Origin of the sequence: Micromonospora fiedleri (assembly GCF_016774385.1) — a bacterium.
In the GTDB taxonomy this organism is placed as follows: domain Bacteria; phylum Actinomycetota; class Actinomycetes; order Mycobacteriales; family Micromonosporaceae; genus Micromonospora; species Micromonospora gifhornensis.
In genome coordinates this window covers 280,444-300,835 of sequence record NZ_JAETXL010000002.1, presented here as the reverse complement: position 1 = coordinate 300,835, position 20,392 = coordinate 280,444, and the positions used below count along the sequence as shown (strand labels likewise).

The 20,392-nt window shown below is 69.6% G+C and carries 14 protein-coding genes and 1 pseudogene; 8 read left to right on the top strand and 7 right to left on the bottom strand.

Annotated elements, in window-relative coordinates:
* The first annotated feature begins 80 nt into the window (after window positions 1-80).
* A complete protein-coding gene (locus JMF97_RS31065) occupies window positions 81-512 on the top strand; it encodes a hypothetical protein (RefSeq protein WP_238358780.1) in 432 nt (143 codons plus the stop codon).
* A 195-nt stretch (window positions 513-707) separates the two neighbouring features.
* Window positions 708-1,546, top strand: a protein-coding gene (locus JMF97_RS05340) for an IS5 family transposase (protein WP_373307069.1) whose coding sequence is annotated in 2 segments (ribosomal slippage) — window positions 708-1,073 and window positions 1,076-1,546 — 837 coding nt in all. Because the reading frame shifts where the segments join, the coding sequence is not laid out codon by codon here.
* 776 nt (window positions 1,547-2,322) lie between these two features.
* Here JMF97_RS05340 and JMF97_RS05335 read toward each other — a convergent pair.
* Complete coding sequence (locus tag JMF97_RS05335) at window positions 2,323-3,711, bottom strand: IS701 family transposase (RefSeq protein WP_203220259.1); 1,389 nt, start codon at window positions 3,709-3,711, stop codon at window positions 2,323-2,325.
* A 67-nt stretch (window positions 3,712-3,778) separates the two neighbouring features.
* Window positions 3,779-4,792: a hypothetical protein gene (locus JMF97_RS05330; RefSeq protein ID WP_203220503.1), complete on the bottom strand. Its 1,014-nt coding sequence runs from the start codon at window positions 4,790-4,792 to the stop codon at window positions 3,779-3,781.
* Window positions 4,793-6,169: 1,377 nt separating this feature from the next.
* Here JMF97_RS05330 and JMF97_RS05325 point away from each other — a divergent pair.
* Together JMF97_RS05325 and JMF97_RS05320 are read left to right on the top strand one after the other, a co-directional pair.
* Window positions 6,170-6,634, top strand: a complete 465-nt coding sequence (locus JMF97_RS05325) for a hypothetical protein (RefSeq protein ID WP_203220502.1) — start codon at window positions 6,170-6,172, stop codon at window positions 6,632-6,634.
* A gap of 56 nt (window positions 6,635-6,690) precedes the next feature.
* Window positions 6,691-8,130, top strand: coding sequence for an FtsK/SpoIIIE domain-containing protein (locus JMF97_RS05320; protein WP_203220501.1), 1,440 nt, complete (start codon window positions 6,691-6,693; stop codon window positions 8,128-8,130).
* Between the two features lie 24 nt (window positions 8,131-8,154).
* Here JMF97_RS05320 and JMF97_RS05315 read toward each other — a convergent pair whose 3' ends face one another.
* A complete protein-coding gene (locus JMF97_RS05315; RefSeq protein WP_203220500.1) occupies window positions 8,155-8,493 on the bottom strand; it encodes a hypothetical protein in 339 nt (112 codons plus the stop codon).
* Window positions 8,494-8,616: 123 nt separating this feature from the next.
* Window positions 8,617-9,186 carry a hypothetical protein gene (locus JMF97_RS05310; RefSeq protein WP_203220499.1) on the bottom strand — a complete coding sequence of 190 codons (570 nt, stop codon included), beginning with the start codon at window positions 9,184-9,186 and terminating at the stop codon, window positions 8,617-8,619.
* A gap of 457 nt (window positions 9,187-9,643) precedes the next feature.
* Between JMF97_RS05310 and JMF97_RS05305 the strand changes: the two genes are divergently transcribed.
* Window positions 9,644-11,020: a replication initiator gene (locus JMF97_RS05305; RefSeq protein ID WP_203220498.1), complete on the top strand. Its 1,377-nt coding sequence runs from the start codon at window positions 9,644-9,646 to the stop codon at window positions 11,018-11,020.
* A 217-nt stretch (window positions 11,021-11,237) separates the two neighbouring features.
* On the opposite strand, the gene JMF97_RS05300 is transcribed toward JMF97_RS05305, so the two are convergent.
* Window positions 11,238-12,656 (bottom strand): recombinase family protein, encoded by a 1,419-nt coding sequence (locus JMF97_RS05300; RefSeq protein WP_203220497.1) that lies wholly within the window; start codon window positions 12,654-12,656, stop codon window positions 11,238-11,240.
* A 21-nt stretch (window positions 12,657-12,677) separates the two neighbouring features.
* Window positions 12,678-13,199, bottom strand: a pseudogene (locus tag JMF97_RS05295) (class I SAM-dependent methyltransferase); the annotation flags it as partial.
* A 325-nt stretch (window positions 13,200-13,524) separates the two neighbouring features.
* Here JMF97_RS05295 and rpsA point away from each other — a divergent pair.
* Window positions 13,525-15,012: a 30S ribosomal protein S1 gene (gene rpsA / locus JMF97_RS05290; protein ID WP_013734988.1), complete on the top strand. Its 1,488-nt coding sequence runs from the start codon at window positions 13,525-13,527 to the stop codon at window positions 15,010-15,012.
* A gap of 196 nt (window positions 15,013-15,208) precedes the next feature.
* Entirely contained in the window at window positions 15,209-16,390 is a 1,182-nt protein-coding gene (coaE, locus tag JMF97_RS05285) for a dephospho-CoA kinase (protein WP_203220496.1), read from the top strand.
* Window positions 16,391-16,397: 7 nt separating this feature from the next.
* Here the strand turns inward: coaE and JMF97_RS05280 are convergent, their stop codons facing one another.
* Window positions 16,398-17,981 carry a hypothetical protein gene (locus JMF97_RS05280; RefSeq protein WP_203220495.1) on the bottom strand — a complete coding sequence of 528 codons (1,584 nt, stop codon included), beginning with the start codon at window positions 17,979-17,981 and terminating at the stop codon, window positions 16,398-16,400.
* Window positions 17,982-18,282: 301 nt separating this feature from the next.
* Here JMF97_RS05280 and uvrB point away from each other — a divergent pair, with 301 nt between their 5' ends.
* Window positions 18,283-20,391: an excinuclease ABC subunit UvrB gene (gene uvrB / locus JMF97_RS05275; RefSeq protein ID WP_203220494.1), complete on the top strand. Its 2,109-nt coding sequence runs from the start codon at window positions 18,283-18,285 to the stop codon at window positions 20,389-20,391.
* The last annotated feature ends 1 nt before the right edge of the window (window position 20,392 follow it).

Below are 20,392 nucleotides of genomic sequence, written 5' to 3'. Positions count from 1 at the left end.
TGGGTGATCCGGCGGTGCCGTTCGGTCAGCGTGCTGCGGAGCCTCGGGGGTTGTCGGAGGCGGCGCGGCGTCGTCGGGCGTTGGCCGATCAGGTGGTCAATGCTCTTGCGAATCAGCCGACGATCGACCCGTGGCGCGCCGGAACGGATGTCATCGTGCAACAGGTGTTGCCCGCTCGGTTGGGTGATGATCCGGCGATGCGGCAACCCTTTGTAGAGGCTGCCGCTGTGGTGGAGCGTGGCGGCCCGGGTGTGCTGCGAGTCGTTCCCGGTGACGGTGGGGTGGCGCTGCGCGTGCACGGGCCGTCGTGGTCGCTGGTGTTCCGGGTCAGTCCTTTCGTGGACGCGATTGTGGTGTTCGTGGATGCGACGTCCCGCTACGGGTGGCGGGTTGAGGACGACACCGAGTCGCGGGAGCTGATCGAGGAAGCGGTGACGCAGGTGGTGGCGGAGGCGGCCCGTTACGGGTGGGGCGGGGACAAGCACCCCGCGACGGTCGCTCCGGTCGCTTGATGGCCGGTCGGCCGCCTCGTGGGTGTGGTGCGCGTTCACGGGGGCGGCCGGACTAGGCGTCTAGGGCCTGTGTCGAAGTCGGTGCCGGGGCTTGAGCTGCCGGCTTGAGGATCTTCGCGTGTCGGTGTTCGTGATGTAGCGAGGTCTCCGGTATCTGGTTCAGCGACCAAGCAGAACCCGAACACCGGAGACCTCGTGGACACCCTAGCGGTGGCGAGGCGGCATGACCTGACCGACGCTCAGTGGGTGGCGCTGGAGCCGCTGCTGCCCGTGGGGCGTGGGCCAGGTCGGCCGTCGGCATGGACGAAACGGCAGCTCATTGATGGGATTCGGTGGCGGACACGGGTCGGTGCCCCGTGGCGGGACATGCCGGAGTGCTACGGGTCCTGGGCTGCGGCGTACGGGCTGTTTCGGCGTTGGCAGCGTGATGGGACCTGGGCGAGGATCCTGACCGTGTTGCAGGCCCTGGCTGACGCGTCCGGGCGCGTCGTGTGGGACGTGTCGGTAGACTCGACGGTCGCCCGAGCGCATCAGCACGCTGCTGGGGCGCGTAAAAGGGGGATCTGCAGGCTGAGTCGCCGGGCGGGACCACGGTCGAGCCGACCGACCACGCGCTCGGGCGATCGCGGGGCGGCCTGACAACGAAGGTGCACCTGGCGTGTGAGCAGGGGCAGAAGCCGTTGTCGATCGTGGTGACCGCCGGGCAGCGCGGAGACAGCCCCCAGTTCGTCGCGGTGCTCGACGGTATCCGGGTGCCCCGCCTGGGTTCGGGGCGGCCCCGGACTCGCCCGGACCGGGTCCTGGCTGACAAGGCGTACACGTCGAAGGCCGACCAAGACGCCAACCGGCGCAAGAAGGGATCCAAGGGCGGTCGACCCCCGGCCTTCGACTCACAGCGGTACAAGCAGCGTCACGCCGTGGAGTGCGACATCAACCGCCTCAAACGCCACCGCGCCGTGGCCACCCGGTTCGACAAACTCGCCGTCCGCTACGAAGCCACCATTCACATCGCCGCGATCAACGACTGGCTGTGACCGGACCCGGCACCACACGAGGTGGAGGCTCGCACGCTCGCTGCCATGGGCTGCCCTGGAGAGCGAGGGGAAAACCTGCCCGTCGAATTCGCTGGTCGGCTGTCTGCACGGAGAAGTTGACGGACAGCGGCTCCGGTGTGAAGGCAGTTGCGCACTCGAGCGTGACCTCGACGTCGATCCAACTCGTTCCGCCCGGGCGGACCAGCCAGGATTGGCCTGTACCACGTACCAGGACGCCCGGTTTCCGTGCCTCATCTACCTGCACTATGACGGGTGCCTGGCCGGCGTTGAACAACACCAGTTGCGCATCGAGTCGCACCGTCCCGACGCCGTTCAAGCTTCCCCAACTGTTGGACGGGCCTGGTAAGGCCACCAGTGTGACGGTGCTGGCCTCGGCCCGTTCCTCGCGAGAACTCCACACCTCGGCACCGCCGACGCTACCGAGCGCCAAGCCGACTACCAAGGCAACGACCATATAGGCAGCGCCCTTCCGTCCGGGCCTAACTCCGGCGGAGAGGCCCCCATCCGAGTCACCAAGCTCAGCGCCATGCATGTCCAAATCGATGACTCCATGGCTCGCCGTCATGGCGACAGACTAGGGGTTGGTCTTGCCCGAGTTTGGTCAGCGTGGCGGAATGCCGTGATCAGGCCCTCGCCGACTTTGATACAGGCCCTAGTAGTGCTTTGTTAGGTTGGGACGAGTTGGCGGCAGAGGGGGCAGAACCCGAGCCAGGTCGCGAGTAGGTACTGCAGTTGCCGCAGGACGGCGTACAGGCTCAGGTCTGCCCCACTGCTTTTGGGCGCGCCAGCCGCAGTTGGGTGAGGAACAGTTGGGCGGCCGCGGCGAGGGTGACGTGGCGGTGCCAGCCGATCCAGGAGCGTCCTTCGAAGTGGTCGAGGCCGAGGGCGGTCTTGAGTTCGCGGTAGTCGTGCTCGACGCGCCAGCGGCTCTTGGCCAGGCGGACCAGTTCGGCAAGTGGTGTGTCGGCGGGCAGGTCGGACAGCCAGTAGTCGCTGGGTTCGTCCTGGCCGGGAGGCCACTGCACGAGCAGCCAGCATTCGGGCAGGACACCGTCGTCACCGCGGTGCGGTCCGCGTCGGACGGCCCGGCCGGCGGGGCGCACCCGCAGGGCGAAGAAGTGTCCGGACAGGTCACCGACGGGCCGGTCGGGGTCGCGGTCGGGTGCGGGTAGCCGGGCACGCCAGCGCACCAGACGCGCCGCGTCGGCGCCGTGGGCGAGGGCCAGGTCCTTCAGGCTGCGAGCAGGGTGGGGGTACTTCGGTGTGGGATGGGGGCCGACTCCGGCGTAAGGGACCTCGACGGGCTGGGCGTCACCGGGTTGAGCCGTGGTGCTCGACGTGGTCGCCACGATGTAGCTGATGCCGCGTTCGGTCAGGCCCTGACGGAACTCCGCGACCTGGCCGTAGCCGGCGTCCGCGGTCAACAGCGGCGGACGCAGCCCCCATACGGCCAACTCGTCGAGCATTTCCAGGGCCATCAGCCACTTCGGCCGGTACCGCTCGGCGTCGGGGACCTTCGATGCCGTGCGCCGCCGGCGGATCTGGTCGATCTGCTCGGCAGGCGGCACCTGCACACGCACATGTGGTTTCTTCGCCCCGGCCTGGTCGCGCGTGACCGGCTGCTGGCGCAGCCTGCGGGCGTGCGCGTTCGCGGGCTTGCCGTCCGGGCCGGGGACGCAGGTGTCGTCCCATGACTCCGGCACGAACAGCCGCCAGTTCAGCACCGCCGAGGCGGCGTCGGTCGCCGCGTGGACGCTGACGGCGATCTGGCAGTTGGCGACCTTGCCGAGCGTGCCGGAATACTGCCGGGCCACACACGCCGATGCCTTGCCGTCCTTGGGAAACCCGGTGTCGTCCACCACCCACACCTGCGGCGCCACCAGGTCGACCGCGGCCGCCGCCAGCCGCCGTCGTACACCGGCGACATCCCAGGTCGAGGAAGTCAGGAACTGCTGCAACTGCTGGTGATCGACCCCGAGTCGTCCGGCCATCGGCTGCATCGACTTACGCCGGCCGTCCAGCATCAGCCCACGCAGATACCGCAGACCGGTTGCTCGCTGGTCCGACCGCCGCAACCCCGCGAACACCCCTGCCGCGAAGTCCTCCAACTGCGCCCGCACCCGAGCGATTTCCCGCTCATCCACGCACGCACCCAAACACCAGCACGACGCTCATACAAGCGACACGCCACAACGACCTAACAAAGCACTACTAGCTGTGTGGTCGCTGTTGGGGTAGACGCCGGGCGATGAGTCGTCGGAGTTGCCGGGCGGCGGTGGCGCGGCGTTTGGATGCGTTGCTTGGGGACAGGTTCAGATCGGCGGCGACTTGGCCGAGGGGTTCGCCATCGAGGTAGGTGCGCCGCAGGAGTTCGGCGCTGGTGGGGTCGATCCGGTCGGCGGGTGGCATCTGTGCGGACTGGGCGACGAATTCTTGTAGGCGGGCGATGACGGCCTCCGTGCCTCGCCGGTCGGGTCCGTTGTGGTGCTTGGCGTGGTGGGCGCTGAGTTCGTCGTCGCCGCCCACGGGCATCTCTCGGGGTTCTTCCTCGCGGAGGCGCGCGATGCGGGCTTGGTGCTCGGCTGCGGTTTCGTCGGGGCGGCGGGTGCGCTGTTTGCGGCGGTGTGCGGTGCGTCCGCTGGCTTGGTCGTACGCGCCGCCAAGCAGCCGGGAGTAGACGTTGGGCCGGGCGATGTCCAGCCGCCACCGCGTGTGGCCGGCCGCGGTGGTCACGGTGGCTTGCATCCGGTCGAGGAAGGCGTGAATCAGCCGGTACTGAGCTTGTATGACGCGGTTGGCGGGGTCGTCGGGCATGGCGAGGCGGGCGGAGCGGGACAGGAGTCCACCGGCGGCGACGCCGAGGGCGTAGAGGTTCCAGTCCTCGCGGTTGTCGGGGTCGTCGCGGACCTGGCCGACGATGTGCCGCCATACCTGGTCTTTGATCTCGCGGGTGGCGTCGTCGGCGAGCAGGCGGCGCAGCACCTGATCGGCGGGGGCGGGGCGGGGGTCGTCGCTGCCGGTGATCCATCCCTTCGGCACGCCGACGCGGCACAGCGCGATGGCGGCGGAGAGGACTTGGCTGGTGGGCAGGGCCTTGTGTTTGAGCAGTGCGGCTACCGGGTCGGATGGCTCGTCGGTGCCGGTGGCCGGTGGGCGGCGGAAAGTGAGCTGGCCGGGCACGGCGATGCCGTGGGGGTGCCTGGTGGGCACTCGGTGTTCGGGCACGGGTTCGTGTCCTCCCAACGTCGCCTCGGGCTGGGTGGGACACGCCGGGCCGCCTGTCGGCGGTGATAAGCCGGGTCGACGCTGACCCTTTGTGCGGTCCCCGGCGTGCTGCGGACACCGCCGGGAGTCGCACAAGCGTACGAGAGATCGCGTGTGGGTGCCGCGGCATTGTGCGGCCCCCGCTGCGAGCGTTCGTCGTCGCTCGGCTCCACAACCGACAGCCGGACCGACCCCCCCATGCCGGCCTGACCGTGATCTCTTGAGAGTACGCGCGGGCCAGAAAAAATCTTCGAGTTGCACCGACGAAGTTTTTGATCTTGGAATATTCGGACCTCGAACGGTCCCCTTCAGTTGGTAGAAGGACCCTTACTCACGACGCGACGCCCCGGGGAGGGGGTGGAGATCATGGATCCCGGGTCGGCGGTGGCGTTGTGCCTGCTGGTGCGGTGTTCACCGTGTTCAGCGTCGGCGTTCGGGGGCAAGCCGGCTTGCCGGCGCGGCAGCACCTCAGAGCCCGGCCGTGGATCGACCGCACGGGCGTCGTCGGTGCTTTCGATGTTGTGGCCTACGGTTTCGGCTGGTGTTGGCTGGATCGGTGAGGTCCGGTCGCGGTTCGGGCGTGTCGGCTGGCACCCTGGTCGCGGCGATACTCCGCGTGCGCCCATCTCGCTGCCGGGTGTGGTCGCGGTCTGCTCGTGCCATCGTCCATCGTGGTCGCTGGCGGGGTCGCGTGTGCCCGTGCTCCGGGGTCCGGCGTGAGGCTCTGACGCATGGCGTTGGTGCTGGTCGTCTCCGGTGTCGTGTGCGCTCTGTTTCCTTCTGGGGCGGGGCGGGGGACCGGCCGCTAGGCCGCAGCCCCCGACCCCGCCCACCGCTCCTTTCCTCTCCTTCCCTCTGTCGCGGGATCGGCCACGCCGATCCCGTTTCTTGACCAAGTAGGGAAACTCGTACGCACCTTCGTCCCTCCGGGGTGCTGACCGCGCTCGCTTCGCCCCTGGCGTTCTGGCCGTGATCGTTGGTCGCCCGGTGCGCTGGGTCTGCGCCGGTTCCCGTGCTGCCGTCTGCTCGTGGCCGTTCGGCTGCGAGTTGTCGCGGCGTCTGCTCGCCCGGCTCGCGTCGGCTGGCCTTGTCCGCCCGGTCCTCGGTCGCCGGCATGGGTCGCCTCGCCTCGGGCTCGGTCCCGTCGTGCTCGTCGTCCTGGTCCTGGGCGGTACTGTCGCCGCCGTCTGTCCTTTATGGAGGTTTGCTGTGCCATGTCATGCCGGCCGCGCCGTCGCGTGGCCGTTCCCGTCGTGCCTCGTGTCGGTGGTGCGGAGTCGTGGCCCGCCCCGGGCTGCCCGGCTCCGTGCTGTCCCTGTCCCGACGACCGCATCACCTGTGAGCACCACCTGTACGGCACCACCTGTAGAGCACTACCTCATCCAACCTTTGGAGTTTGTTGTGAACAGCATCCCTGTTGATCTTTCTCGTCTGACCGGCCTGCTGTGCGTGGCTGCGCCGGAACCCAAGACCGATCTTGACGGCGAGCAGCGCAAGGACCGCGACGGTAACCACCTGTGGGTGACCGGGCTCGCGGTGCGCCGCGCCGGTACCCGCAAGGCATCGGTGATCGACGTGCAGACCTCCGCCCAGCCGGAAGGCGTCACGGAGGGCAGCCCGGTCGGCGTGACTGAGCTGGACGTGTCGCTGTGGGAGATCGAGGGTCGGCACGGCTTGTCCTACCGTGCGGCGTCGATCTACCCGGTCCGTCCCCGTACCGACAACCGCGCGGGCTCGTCGTCTGCTGCGGTACCGGGTCCGCCTCAGCGGGAGCGCGGCGGCGGTAAGGCCACCGGCTCATGATCGCCGCAGAGGTGATGTCGCCGGCATCGGCCCCGCCGCCTACGCCGTCACCGTCGATGACTCCCGGGTTCCCCGGCTTCGCGCCGGAGTTCCCGGGGGTCACCCTGGAACGGATCCAGTCATGGCTACCCACCATTGTCACCGCCGCTGTGGTCCTGGGTGCCGTTATCGTCGCGCTGGTCGTGGTGTCGCGGTTGCTGCGCCGGCTGGCACCCCGCGTGCACTGGTACCTGTTCGGGTTTCCGCTGCTGCGCACGAGGATGCGCCGGTCCTGGCGGCACCTGTGCCTCAACGCGGATTTGACCGGCACCGACCGGCCCACCACCGAGCAACTCGGGCCGTTGCTCGTGAGGGGTCGGCCGATCATGCCGGTCCTGCCGTTGCTGCGGCGTATCCGACCCCGCTCCTTCGGGGCGACGGCGGTGATCCTGCTGCACCCGGGGCAGGTCCCGGAGCCGTTCGTCAACGCGGCGGAGGCGATGGCGCACGCCTGGGGTGTGCACGCGGTGCGGGTCGACGCGCGACGACGCGGCCGGGTCCGGTTGACCATCCTCACCGCCGATCCCCTTACCGCGAAGCGGACGGAAGCGGCGACCTGGGCGACCGGGCCGCCACTGAAGGAGGCCGCGATGACCTCCCGCCCCTCGGAGGCCATCGAACCGCTTGCCTCGGCGGTTGCGGTGCCGGCGGACCTGGCGGCCGATGTGGGGCAGCGGGAGGACGGGCAGCGGTGGGTGGTCGACCTGGTGACCTTTCCGCACTGGCTGATCACCGGGGCCACGCAGTCGGGCAAGTCCACGCTGATCAATGCCGCCGTAGCGCGGTGGGCGGCGCGGCCGGTGGCGCTGGTCGGGATCGACTGCAAGGGCGGCATGGAGCTGGCTCCACACGCACCCCGGCTGTCTGCTCTGGCCACCGACCGGGCGGAAGCGGCGGACATCCTGGCCGCACTCGTCGCGGAGACACAGCGGCGGATGGGCCTGTGCCGCCAGCACGGGGCGCGCAACATCTGGCAGCTTCCGCCCGATGCGCGGCCGGTGCCGGTGGTCGTGATCGTCGACGAGTTGGCCGAGCTGTACTTGGTCGCCTCCCGGGCGGACAAGGATGAAGCGCTGCGGGCCACGACGAACCTGTTGCGGCTGGCGCAGCTCGGCGCGGCCCTGGGCGTGCACGTGATCGTGGCCGGGCAGCGGGTCGGTTCCGACTTCGGCCCTGGCGTGACCGCGCTGCGTGCCCAGCTCGCCGGTCGGATCTGCCTGCGGGTCAACGACGAGGAAACCGTGAAGATGACTCTCGGTGACCTCTACCCGGACGCGGTGGACGCCGCCCAGCAGATCGACCCGGCGGTAAAGGGCATCGCGGTCACCACCGCCGACGAAGCCGGCTGGATCCGCGCCCGCTCGGTCTACCTGTCGCCGGAGGAACTGGCGGCGGTCATTGCGGCCACGGCACACCTGGCGCCGCGACTGCCGGGGCTAACCCCACCGGATGCGTGAAAGGAGAGCCGGGACTGACCGAGCCTAGAAATTGATCTCGTCGTCGTTGTCTGGTGCTGGAACCCAATACGGTTCTTGCTCTGTGGGGATAACGAGGGCCGCTGCCGGACGCGACCGCGCCCACCTCAGAACCTCGTCGCGGGTGCCTTCGATTTCCTCTATGCCGGCCGTGTGGCCTCCTGGCAGGGGGTCTACCCACTTCGCGGCCCACACAATGCGTCGTTCTAGGCTGCGGCCCTTGTGGAGGTAGACGGTGCCATGTCCGGGGCGGGGAGAAGGCGTGACCTGTTCGGGTGCGATTTCTTCGTCGCGCATATCGGCAGGCAGGTAGAAGGCTTCCGTGCGGCGGCGAGACTGCTCCATGAGCGGATGCTACCCGACTCTTTCAGATCCGGGAGGCAATGCGGATCGAGCGCCGCGTGATCAATTGCCGATCACGCGGCGCTCGACCGTCAGAGGTTACTCAGACAGTTTTCGCTCGGTGCGTCAGGACGGGCTCCACCCGGAGCCGTACCAGGCGCTACCCATCTGCGGCGGGTTGTCGAGGTTGTAGGCACCGGCGGAGTTGCGGTGGAACTTTGGGCTCTTGATGAAGGTGTACCAGCGGCCGGGGTACGAGCTGGACGGGTCTGTCCAGTCGAACTGGTGAGCCACCCCGGCGTGAGCCACGGTGCCCTCGTACGCGCTGTAGCCGCCCGAGCCGAAGCAGTTCACCAGCGCCGAGGCTCCATAGGGGCCGCCGCTCCACGTCCGGTACGACGCGCCACCGCTGACCGGGTAGCCCTCGGGGTGGGCGCTACTGAAGTACAGCCGCTCGCCGGAGGCCCGGACCTGCTTGGTGCCGCGCGTTGACTCGAACTGGAACGGCTTTGAGGTGGAGCTGCCTCCGCTGAACTTCACCTCGATGAAGAACTCGGTGCTGCCCAGGGTGGTGCCGTTGTAGCCGTAGACGCCATCGCCGCTGAACTCGGCCCAGTAGTTCGCGACGTAGTACCAGCAGCCCAACGCCGAGCAGGTTCCCGCGTTGGCCCGCACCTTCGACGTGTCCGGGCACATCCACGCACCCTTGCGTGCGCTTACCGGGCTGGAGCACTGGTCGGCCCCGGTTGTGGTCGTGGTTTCCGTGTATGCCTTCGTAGTAGCGGCAGGGCTGGAGTCTGCGACTGCGGGGGCGGCGCTCGCAGCGAGTCCGCCGACGATCACCAGTATTGCGGTGAGTAGCAGCCTTACGAATCGATTGACCATCGCCTCTTCTTCCGTGTGGGCGTCCGGCGGTTGCTGTTCGGCTATTCGCCGTCCACCGTGATTTCGGGGGATGGGGCATGCGGAATCCGGGGCCCTGAGTCGACAGACGCTCACATGCCTGCCGGAACGCTATGGCCATCGTGGCTGGGCATGCAAGGACATCGATTGTCGGAGTTGGACTCCGACATTGTTAAGCAAGAAATAGACCTGAGATTTCTGGACGGGGATTCCCATGCGCGAAAATAACTCAAGTCGCGACTTTCAACGATTGACCTTCACCGACCGCGAGATCCTGTCCACGGCCACGCACCCCGACTTCCGGGCCTGGCTGGCGCGTGTCCGGCACATCGGCGGTTGCCAACATCCCGTGCACCTGGTCGGCCACACGATGACCGTGGACGCCGCCACCGGCCGCCTGGTGCACGCGTTCACGTCGGCGGAGCAGCCGCACGGGCGGCTCACCATCGCCTGCGGCAACCGCCGCCAGTCCCGCTGCGAACCGTGCGCCCGGCTGCACCAGGGCGACACGTACCAACTTGTTGTGTCGGGGCTCGCCGGCGGCAAGGGCGTCCCCGACACTGTGCGCAGGCATCCGCGTGTGTTCGTGACGTTCACCGCGCCGAGCTTCGGCCCGGTCCACCGGCACACCACCGACGAGCCCTGCCGGCCGTCACGCGGTCGTCGGGGCCTCGTCTGCGGTCACGGCCGGCCGTTGTGGTGCCTCGACCGGCACCCGAGCGGCGACGCGCTCACCGGCTCCCCACTGTGCCCGGAGTGCTACGACTACCCGGCCGCGGTGCTGTGGAACGCCCACACCCGCGACCTGTGGCAACGGCTGCACCGCAACCTCTACGAGGGCATCGCCACCACGCGCGGCATTTCCCGCACCGCCGCCCGCAACACGGTCCGCGTCGCCTACGCCAAGGTCGCGGAGTACCAGCGGCGCGGTTCGGTGCACTTCCACGCCGTCATGCGCTTCGACGGCCCCACCCCCGAGACCCCAACCCCGGCATGGGCAACCCTGCCGCTGCTGGTGCAGACCATCCGCACCGCGACGCGCCGGGTGCACCTGGCCGTGCCCGGCCTCGACACCATCTTGCGGTTCGGGGCGCAGCTCGACATCCGGCCCATCCTGCCCGGTCGCGGCGGCGACGACGACTTGACCGAGCGGGCCGTGGCCTCCTACATCGCCAAGTACGTCACCAAGCCTGATGTCGCCGGCATCACCGTGGACCGGCCCATCCGCCACGCCATCAGCATCTCGGTGCTTCCCGTCACCGAGCACGCCCGCACCCTCATCCGCATCTGCTGGACCCTCGGCAGGCGACCCGAGTACAAGGCGCTGAACCTGCGGCGGTGGGCACACCAACTCGGCTACCGAGGCCACATCGCCAGCAAAAGCCGCGCCTACTCCACCACCTACACCGCGCTACGCGCCGCCCGCGAACAACACCGCCGCGACCAGCACCAGGAGGACACCCACGACGACACCCCCGACGCCATCACCGACAAACACTGGACCTACGCCGGAACCGGCCACACCGCCGGACAAGCCATGTTCGCCGACGCCATCGCAGACGACCTCCAGGCCGCCCGCGATGCCGCTCAGGACGTACGTGCGGGCGGTGACCGCGATGGGCCGTGAAACCGCACCCGCCCGCGCAAGTCGCCACCCTCGGGCTCTCCCAGGCGGCCAGACGGGCGGACGGACTCGACGCCACAACGCCGAGTACGTACGCAAGCTGCTTGACGGGTGGCCCCCGTTGACAGAGGAACAACGCTCGGCGCTCGTCCTCCTTATCCGACGATCGGATCGGCCGGCAGCATGACAAGCCGATCGCTCGTCATGCTGCCGGCGGTCGTCAGCTCGCCCGACGCGCCGAATCCTTCGGCGTGATTCTCACCGTCTCGGGGTCGAACCCCTTGCGCCCCCGAACGGCGGGAAGGATGGTGACGTCCATGAGCGTGCCGATGATCTCGCGGCGTTGGTCGTTGGTCACCTCGTCGGAGTACCACCACTCCCGCACGTTCGGGGCGGCAACAGCCGGGCCGAGGACGTCAACGCGGCCCGCATCGGCCATTTTCGCCTCGATCTCGGCAATATCTGCCTCGGCTGCCTCGGTGCCAGCGAGCATCGTTGACCTCGGAATGCGTTTCTTGGCGTAGTCGATCCCGAGTTGCTTGAGCAGAACGCGGCTCGCCTCCAACTCCTCACGCAGCGCGTCCACGTCCGGGCGATCGTGGTCGACCAGCAGATCAGCCCCGTCACGCTCGATGATGGCGATCACGACATCACTCACCAGCTCGTCCACGGGCTCAACCGCCCGGCTGACATGCTTACCCGTGCGGCACGTGTAGTTCTTCGCCCCGGTCTTCGACTGGCCGCTCATGTTGACCGTCTCACCGCAGACACCACAACGGGCCAGCCCGGTATTCATCCCCTTGGCGGACTTACCGGTCCTCTTGCGAGATGGGTTCTCTAAGATCGCCTTGACCGCCCGCCATGTCGCCTCGTCCACCAGGGCCGGCCAGGCTGCCTTGGTGACCACCTCGCCCCGGTGCGAGCGCAGACCGGCGTTACGTGGGCTGGTGAGCCACTTGCGCAGCGTCTCCGTCCGCCACAGGTTTCCCTGCCCGGTTCGCAGCCCGGCATCGTTCAACATGCGAACCTGCGCCGCGAGCTTGCCCTTGGCGAGAATTGCCCGATAGACCGCCTTCGCCGCCTTGGCCTCCGCTTCGCGCTTCGTCACGCGGTCAGGCTCGTAGCCGAACGGCCGGGGACCGGGGGCCGGGCGTCCCTTCTCGGCGTGCTGGCGGTTCGCCCGCTTCTGGCGCTCCGACTTCAACTCCGTCTCGTACCGCGCGTCACTCGCCGCGTTGTCGAAGAATTTGCGCCCCTGCGGAGTCGAGAGGTCGAAGGTCATCCCGCGAGCGTAAGAGACGATCACCGGCTGAGGTGCGGCAAGACACGTCTCGTAGAACCGATATTCGTCGGTCTTCGTCTTCAGCAGCCGCTCGCTCGACCACGCGATAACCACGTTGATCTCACCGGCGGCAATGAGCTTCAGCAGCTTCTCGAAGCCGGGCCGCCGACGCATCGCGGACTTGTCGTTGTCAACAAGCCGATGCGCTACCGGCCACCGGTTGTACTCCGCGTGGCCATCGCAGTCCTCACCCTGCCGGGCGATGCCTTCGCCCTCGCGGCTCGTGCCCTTGTGCGGGTCGTCGGAGAGGCGGAGACAGATCGCGGCTCGCCGGTCCTGGCTGCTCAGCAACGTCATGCATCAATACTAGCAAGATCATACCCACCCGATCGGGTGGGTGACCGAGAAGACCCAGCGACCCCCGGGGCGCAGCACCCGGTGCACCTCGCGCATCAGGGCCGCCGAGTCGGCGACGAAGGGCACCGCGCCGAAGGCGGTGCAGGCGAGGTCGAAGCTGGCGTCGCGGAAGGGCAGCGCCAGGGCGTCGGCCTGGGCCAGGGGTACGCGTACCCCGGTGCGCTCGGCGGCCTGGACGGCGTGGCGCAACATGCCGGCGGAGAGGTCCACGGCGACCGGCCAGGCGCCCTCGGTGGCCAGCCAGCGGGCGCACGAGGCGGCGCCGCAGCCGACCTCCAGCACCCGGCGTCCGGCCACCTCGCCGAGCAGCCGGGCGTCGGCCTCGCGCAGCCCCTCCGGGCACCAGACGAAGTCCACCTCGCCGAGGAAGTGTCCGTGTTCGGCCTGGTACGCGTCGGCGTCGGCGTCCCACCAGTGGCGGTTGGCGCGGCGTGCCTCGGTGTCGTCCACCCGGCGCCGGGTCACCCGGTTGTCGTCGTCCACCCGTTCACGCTAGGCCCCTGGGGTGCGCGGGCTCGGGGTGGCCCCGGTGCCGGCTGCGGCCCTCCGGGCGAAATCTCCGCTTTCGCGGGTGGTGCGGTGATGAGGAGACGGGAGGGCTTGCACGCTGTGGTAATGCAGCGGGTAGGGTATTGGATGCGCTCGCGGATCGTGTGCCTCGGCAGGGAGCAGGTGCGCGGTCGACGGAGTCACATCAAGAACTCGTTACGCGATTTTTGGGTGGGCCCGCCGACGGATCCGTTGGCGCGCACAGGTCACCGCGACACCAGCCTGCTGTGACACACATCCGACCGGAGCAACCGCCCACATGACGAGCAGCATCGAGGCCCCCTCGAGCGCCACCAAGGTCACCGTCGACGACCTCGGCTCCGAGGAAGCTTTCCTCGCCGCGATCGACGAGACCATCAAGTACTTCAACGACGGCGACATTGTCGAAGGCACCGTCGTCAAGGTCGACCGGGACGAGGTCCTGCTCGACATCGGCTACAAGACCGAGGGTGTCATCCCCTCTCGGGAGTTGTCGATCAAGCACGATGTGGATCCGGCAGAGGTCGTCTCGGTCGGTGACCACATCGAGGCCCTGGTCCTCCAGAAGGAGGACAAGGAGGGGCGGCTGATCCTCTCCAAGAAGCGGGCGCAGTACGAGCGGGCCTGGGGCACGATCGAAAAGATCAAGGACGAGGACGGTGTCGTCCGCGGTTCGGTCATCGAGGTGGTCAAGGGTGGCCTCATCCTCGACATCGGGCTGCGCGGCTTCCTGCCGGCCTCCCTGGTCGAGATGCGGCGGGTGCGCGACCTGCAGCCGTACGTCGGCCGCGAGCTCGAAGCCAAGATCATCGAGCTGGACAAGAACCGCAACAACGTGGTCCTGTCCCGCCGGGCGTGGCTGGAGCAGACGCAGTCCGAGGTGCGCACCGAGTTCCTCAACAAGCTCCAGAAGGGGCAGGTCCGCAAGGGCGTCGTCTCCTCGATCGTCAACTTCGGCGCGTTCGTCGACCTGGGCGGCGTGGACGGCCTGGTGCACGTCTCCGAGCTGTCCTGGAAGCACATCGATCACCCGTCCGAGGTCGTCGAGGTGGGCCAGGAGGTCGAGGTCGAGGTCCTGGACGTCGACCTGGACCGCGAGCGGGTCTCGCTGTCGCTGAAGGCGACCCAGGAGGACCCGTGGCGGCAGTTCGCCCGCACCCACGCGATCCAGCAGATCGTGCCGGGTAAGGTCACCAAGCTGGTGCCGTTCGGTGCGTTCGTCCGGGTGGACGACGGCATCGAGGGCCTGGTCCACATCTCCGAGCTGGCCGAGCGTCACGTGGAGATCCCGGAGCAGGTCGTCCAGGTCGGCTCCGAGGTCATGGTCAAGGTCATCGACATCGACCTGGAGCGCCGCCGGATCTCGCTGTCGCTCAAGCAGGCCAACGAGGGCTTCGTCGAGGGCGAGGAGCACTTCGACCCGACCCTCTACGGCATGGCCGCGACCTACGACGCCGAGGGCAACTACATCTACCCGGAGGGCTTCGACCCGGAGACGGGCGAGTGGCTCGAGGGGTACGACAAGCAGCGCGAGGCGTGGGAGAACCAGTACGCCGAGGCGCGGCAGCGCTGGGAGGCGCACCAGAAGCAGGTGCAGACCTCTCGGGCCGCCGAGGCCGAGGCCGCTGCCAACCCGCAGCCCGCCGCCACCGGCACCACCACCACGACCAGCGCGGCACCCAGCCGCCAGGCCGAGGAGCCCGCTGGCACGCTGGCCACCGACGAGGCGCTCGCCGCTCTGCGCGAGAAGCTCGCCGGCGGTAAGTGACCCGCTAGGCAACACCGCAGGGCCCCGCTTCGACCCGGATCTCCGGGTCCGAGGCGGGGCCCTCGCCATCTGCGGATGCGGGTGGGGCGCACCAGGCCCACCTCGGGGCACTCGCGGCTGTGAATGAGGCTCGCCGGGCGCGGACATGGCGGGCTCCTGTTTGGCGGTGCGGCGATGATCGGGTTGACTGAGTGCCGTGCTGAAGGTGGGGTTGACCGGCGGGATCGGTTCGGGCAAGAGCGCGGTGGCGCGGCGGCTGGTCGAGCGCGGCGCGGTGCTCGTCGACGCCGACCAACTCTCCCGGGAGGTGGTGGCCCCCGGCACCGACGGGCTGGCCGAGGTGGTGGCCGCCTTCTCCGCGCGGGTACTGGACGCCGACGGCGCCCTCGACCGGGCCGCGCTCGCCGACGTGGTCTTCACCGACGAGGCTGCCCGCCGCCGGTTGGAGGCGATCGTTCACCGCCGGGTGCGGGCGCGTACCGCCGAGCTGGTCGCTGCCGCGGCACCCGACGCCGTGGTGGTCAACGACGTACCGCTGCTGGCGGAGGTGGGGCTGGCACCCACGTACCACCTTGTGGTTGTGGTGCAGACGGCGCTGGCGACCCGGTTGCAGCGGCTGACCCGCGACCGGGGGATGAGCCGCGCGGACGCCGAGCGGCGCATCGCCGGCCAGGCCGACGACGCGAGTCGGGCCGCGGTGGCGGACGTGCTGCTCAGCAACGACGGCACCCTGGCGCAGCTGCACACGGCGGTCGACGCGCTCTGGGACGACCGCCTGGTGCCCTACGAGGAGAACGTGCGGCATCGGCGGGCGGTCCGGGCGCAGCGGGTGACGCTTACCGAACCGGATCCGACCTGGCCGCAGCAGTACGCCCGGCTGGCCGCCCGGATCCGGCACGCGATCGCCCCGGCGGAGCTGCGGATCGACCACATCGGCTCCACCGCGGTGCCGGAGCTGGCAGCCAAGGACGTCATCGACATCCAACTCGGCGTGCCGTCCCTGGCCGAGGCCGATGGGCCGCTGGCGCAGCGACTCGCCGACGCCGGTTTCCCCCGGATGCCCGGTGACTGGTGGGACACCCCACGGCCGGCGGGCACCGGCCGGTGGGAGAAGCGCCTGCACGGCAGCGCCGACCCGGCCCGTCCGGTCCACCTGCACCTGCGGGTGACCGGGTCACCCGGCTGGCGGTACGCCCTGCTGATGCGCGACCACCTGCGGGCCGATCCGGACCGGCGGGCCGCCTATCTGATGCTCAAGCGGGAACTGGCGGCCTCGGCACCGGACAGCGGGACGTACGCGACGGCGAAGGACCCGTGGTTCGACGAGGAGCACCTGCGGGCGGAGGAGTGGGCGGCCAGGACCGGATGGCGTCCGTAGCCCGCGGTCAGCGAGCCTTGGTCGGCCTGGTCAACGAGGGCACCCGGCCGGGTGTCAGGTCGAGTTGGGCCCAGGCGCCGGCCTTGCTCGGCAGCTCCAACCGGCGGAGCAGGCCGGAACGGTCGATCCAGTAACGGGTCCGGCCGGCGCCGGTGCCGACCTCGACGACGTCGACCACGGAGCCGGCGAGGTTGTCGCCGCGTACCCGGTGCGGGTTGCCGGTCGGACCACCGCCGCGGGCGGCGCGTAGCGCCCGCGCCACGAGTGGGTCCAGCGCGTCGGTGCGGTGCGCGCCGGCCCGCCATCCGGTGGCCGGTGGTGGCAGCGGCGGTGGGCCCGCCTGGTCGTCCGACGCTGACGCGTCGATCCGGGTGACGCCGGTGCGGTCCCGGCGGACCAGGGTGCGGGGGGAATCGGGGCTGTCCAGGTCGGTGACGCCGAGGTAGGCGGTGCCCGAGGTCCAGCTCAACCAGCCGGTGCCGCGTAGGTTGGCGTCGGCCGACGCGGGCACGGTCAGGGTGACGGCGGCACCACCGGCGGCCCGTAACCGGGCGGGTAGGTGCAGCCATCTGTCGCGTTCGGCGGTGGTGAGGGCGCGGGGCAGGCCGGGACGGCCGCCCAGCGCGTCGACCGGCCGCAGGGTCGGCCGATCGGTGCGGTTCAGGTGTACGGTGACCCGCCCGAGCGCGGCGACCGTGGTCTCCAGCCGGTGCAGCCGGCCGGCGCTGTCCAGCCAGTAGCGGGTGGTGCCCGCTGCGCCGGTGCCCGGCGGGGCGGCCTCCAGGATGTCGACGTCCTCCCCGTTTCGTCGGTCCCGGCCGACCCACCGGCCCGACAGGTCGTCGGCCGGGTCGGGACGTTCGGCGCTGAGCGCGAAGATCATGGTCAGCAGCGGGGTGAGCCGCTGCTCCGCAGGGATCCGCCAGCCGTCGACCGGAGGGATCAGCGGCGGCATCGCGGGTGCCGGTACCGCGGTGGGGTCGGGCCGGGACACCAGCACGGCCGGGCTGGCCTGCGCCAGACCGCGCAGCGCGCCGGCACCGGGCCCACCCACGTCGACGTAGACCAGTTGCCGGGCCCAGTCGACCCAGCCGAGCAGGTCGGTGCGGTTCGTGCCGGCGCCGATCGTGACGTGCAACCCGGCGCGCAGGTCGCGCTGGTTGGTCACCCGCATGACCGCCAACCGGTCCCGTTCGGCCGAGGTCATGTCACGTGCCGCCGGCTCGTCCGGGGGCCAGGTGACCAGGGTGACCACCAGCATGACGGCGGAGAGCACGGCGGTGAGCGCGAGCCCGGTCAGGGTGAGCCGCCGTCGCCGGGCGGACCTCTGCCGGGCCTCGTCGGCCTCCTCGTCGGCCCCGGCGAGGTCGTCGTCGGCTGCGTCGGCGCCGGTGGGGTCGGTGGCTGAACCGAGCAGGCGGTGGGAGAGCGCGGCCCGGCGGGTGCCGGCCCGTCCGGGCAGGCCGGCGGCCGGCGATCCGTCGAGTCCGATGCCGGCGGGGGGCCCGATGCCGGCGCGATGTCGGCGCGGGCCGGCGCGGTGCCGATGGTCGCTTCGGGCACCGGACGTCGGTCGCGAACTGTTCTCCACGGAGAGTGAACGCCTCGGACCGGGATCGGGTGACGACATAGGGGCGCTCGCGGCGGCCGGTCTGCGCGTCGTCCGCGCGACCACGTCGGGTGCGCACGCCGCAAATCCGGGTGCTGCGACCCCACTGCGCCGGCGGCAGCATGACCTGTGCGGCCCGCCACCTGCCCGGTCGGCCGCCGCGAGCGGCCTACGGGGAAAGGGTAGCCGGGTGAGAAGAACCACACAATGCGAATATTGAGGCCGGTCACGTGCGGTGCGTACTCGCCGCGGAGTGTCAGGCCCCCCGCGTACCGTGGATGGTATGGCGCTCGACATTCCCCGGCTCGACGGTCGCTTCAAGGTCATCAGCGAGTTCCAGCCGGCCGGCGACCAGCCGGCCGCGATCGACGAGCTGGAGCGGCGGGTGCGTCGCGGTGACCGGCACACGGTTCTGCTCGGCGCGACCGGCACCGGCAAGAGCGCCACCACCGCGTGGTTGATCGAGCGGATGCAGCGCCCCACGTTGGTGCTGGCGCCCAACAAGACGCTCTGCGCGCAGCTTGCCAAGGAGTTCAGCGAGCTGCTGCCGGACAACGCGGTGGAATACTTCGTCTCCTACTACGACTACTACCAGCCCGAGGCGTACATTCCGCAGACCGACACCTACATCGAGAAGGATTCCTCGGTCAACGAGGAGGTCGAGCGGCTGCGGCACTCGGCGACGATGTCGTTGCTGACCCGCCGCGACGTGGTGGTGGTGGCCACCGTGTCGGCGATCTACGGCCTCGGTACCCCGGAGGAATATCTCGATCGGGCGGTGCGGGTCGCCGTGGGCCAGGAGCTGGATCGCGACCAGTTGCTGCGTCGCCTCGTCGACATCCAGTACACCCGCAACGACATGGCCTTCCAGCGCGGCACGTTCCGGGTCCGCGGCGACACGCTGGAGATCATTCCGGCGTACGAGGAACTGGCCGTCCGGATCGAGCTCTTCGGTGACGAGGTGGAGAAGCTCTACTACCTCAACCCGCTCACCGGTGACGTGGTGCGCGAGGTGGATCACCTGCTGATCTTCCCGGCGACGCACTACGCGGCCGGGCCGGAGCGGATGGAGCGGGCGATCCGCGACATCGAGACCGAGCTGGCCGAGCGGCTGGCCGAGCTGGAGCGCCAGGGCAAGCTGCTGGAGGCGCAGCGGCTGCGGATGCGCACCACGTACGACATCGAGATGATGCGGCAGGTCGGCTTCTGCTCCGGCATCGAGAACTACTCGATGCACATCGACGGCCGGTTGCCCGGCAGCCCGCCGCACTGTCTGCTCGACTACTTCCCCGACGACTTCCTCACCGTCATCGACGAGTCGCACGTGACCATCCCGCAGATCGGCGGCATGTACGAAGGCGACGCCTCCCGTAAGCGGATGCTGATCGACCACGGGTTCCGGCTGCCCAGCGCCGCCGACAACCGACCGTTGCGGTTCGACGAGTTCCTGGAGCGGGTCGGTCAGATGGTGTTCCTGTCGGCCACCCCGGGGCCGTGGGAGCTGGAGCACGCCCAGGGCGAGTTCGTCGAGCAGGTGATCCGTCCGACCGGTCTGGTGGATCCGGAGGTCGTGATCAAGCCGACCAAGGGCCAGATCGACGACCTGATGCACGAGATCAAACTGCGTACCGAGCGCGACGAACGGGTCCTGGTCACCACGCTGACCAAGAAGATGGCCGAGGATCTGTCGGATTATCTGCTGGAGAACGGCATCCGGGTGCGTTACCTGCACTCCGAGGTCGACACGCTGCGCCGGGTGGAGCTGCTGCGGGAGTTGCGCCGGGGCGACTACGACGTGCTGGTCGGCATCAACCTGCTGCGGGAGGGCCTCGACCTGCCGGAGGTCTCGCTGGTGGCGATCCTCGACGCGGACAAGGAGGGCTTCCTGCGCAGCGGTCGGTCGCTGATCCAGACCATCGGTCGGGCGGCCCGTAACGTCTCCGGCCAGGTCCACATGTACGCCGACAAGATCACGCCGTCGATGGCGGACGCGATCGGCGAGACGGACCGGCGTCGGGCCAAGCAGATCGCGCACAACGAGGCGCACGGCATCTCACCCGAGCCGCTGCGGAAGAAGATCCACGACATTCTCGACGACATCTACCGCGAGGCGGAGGACATCGAGGCGACCCGGGTGGGCGGTGCGGTGCGGCAACTGTCCCGGGGCAAGGCGCCGGTGAAGGAGACCCGTAGTCGGGCCCGGGCCGGTGCTGCCACGCCTGCGCGGGAAGGCATGGCGCGGGCGGAGTTGGCGCAGCTCATCCAGGAGCTCAGCGACCAGATGCTGGCCGCCGCGCGGGAGCTTCAGTTCGAGTTGGCCGCCCGGATCCGCGACGAGGTCTCGGAGCTGAAGAAGGAACTGCGGGGGATGGACGCGGCCGGCGTGCGGTGAT

What these genes read in the sequence shown, in the direction of transcription:
- JMF97_RS05310 (WP_203220499.1), bottom strand. Translation starts at nt 9,186, where the DNA reads ATGTGCCCGGACACGTCGAAGGTGCGGGCCAACGCGGGAACCTGCTCG.
- uvrB (WP_203220494.1), top strand. Translation starts at nt 18,283, where the DNA reads ATGGCGCTCGACATTCCCCGGCTCGACGGTCGCTTCAAGGTCATCAGC.
- rpsA (WP_013734988.1), top strand. Translation starts at nt 13,525, where the DNA reads ATGACGAGCAGCATCGAGGCCCCCTCGAGCGCCACCAAGGTCACCGTC.
- JMF97_RS05315 (WP_203220500.1), bottom strand. Translation starts at nt 8,493, where the DNA reads ATGGAGCAGTCTCGCCGCCGCACGGAAGCCTTCTACCTGCCTGCCGAT.
- JMF97_RS05320 (WP_203220501.1), top strand. Translation starts at nt 6,691, where the DNA reads ATGACTCCCGGGTTCCCCGGCTTCGCGCCGGAGTTCCCGGGGGTCACC.
- JMF97_RS05300 (WP_203220497.1), bottom strand. Translation starts at nt 12,656, where the DNA reads ATGACGTTGCTGAGCAGCCAGGACCGGCGAGCCGCGATCTGTCTCCGC.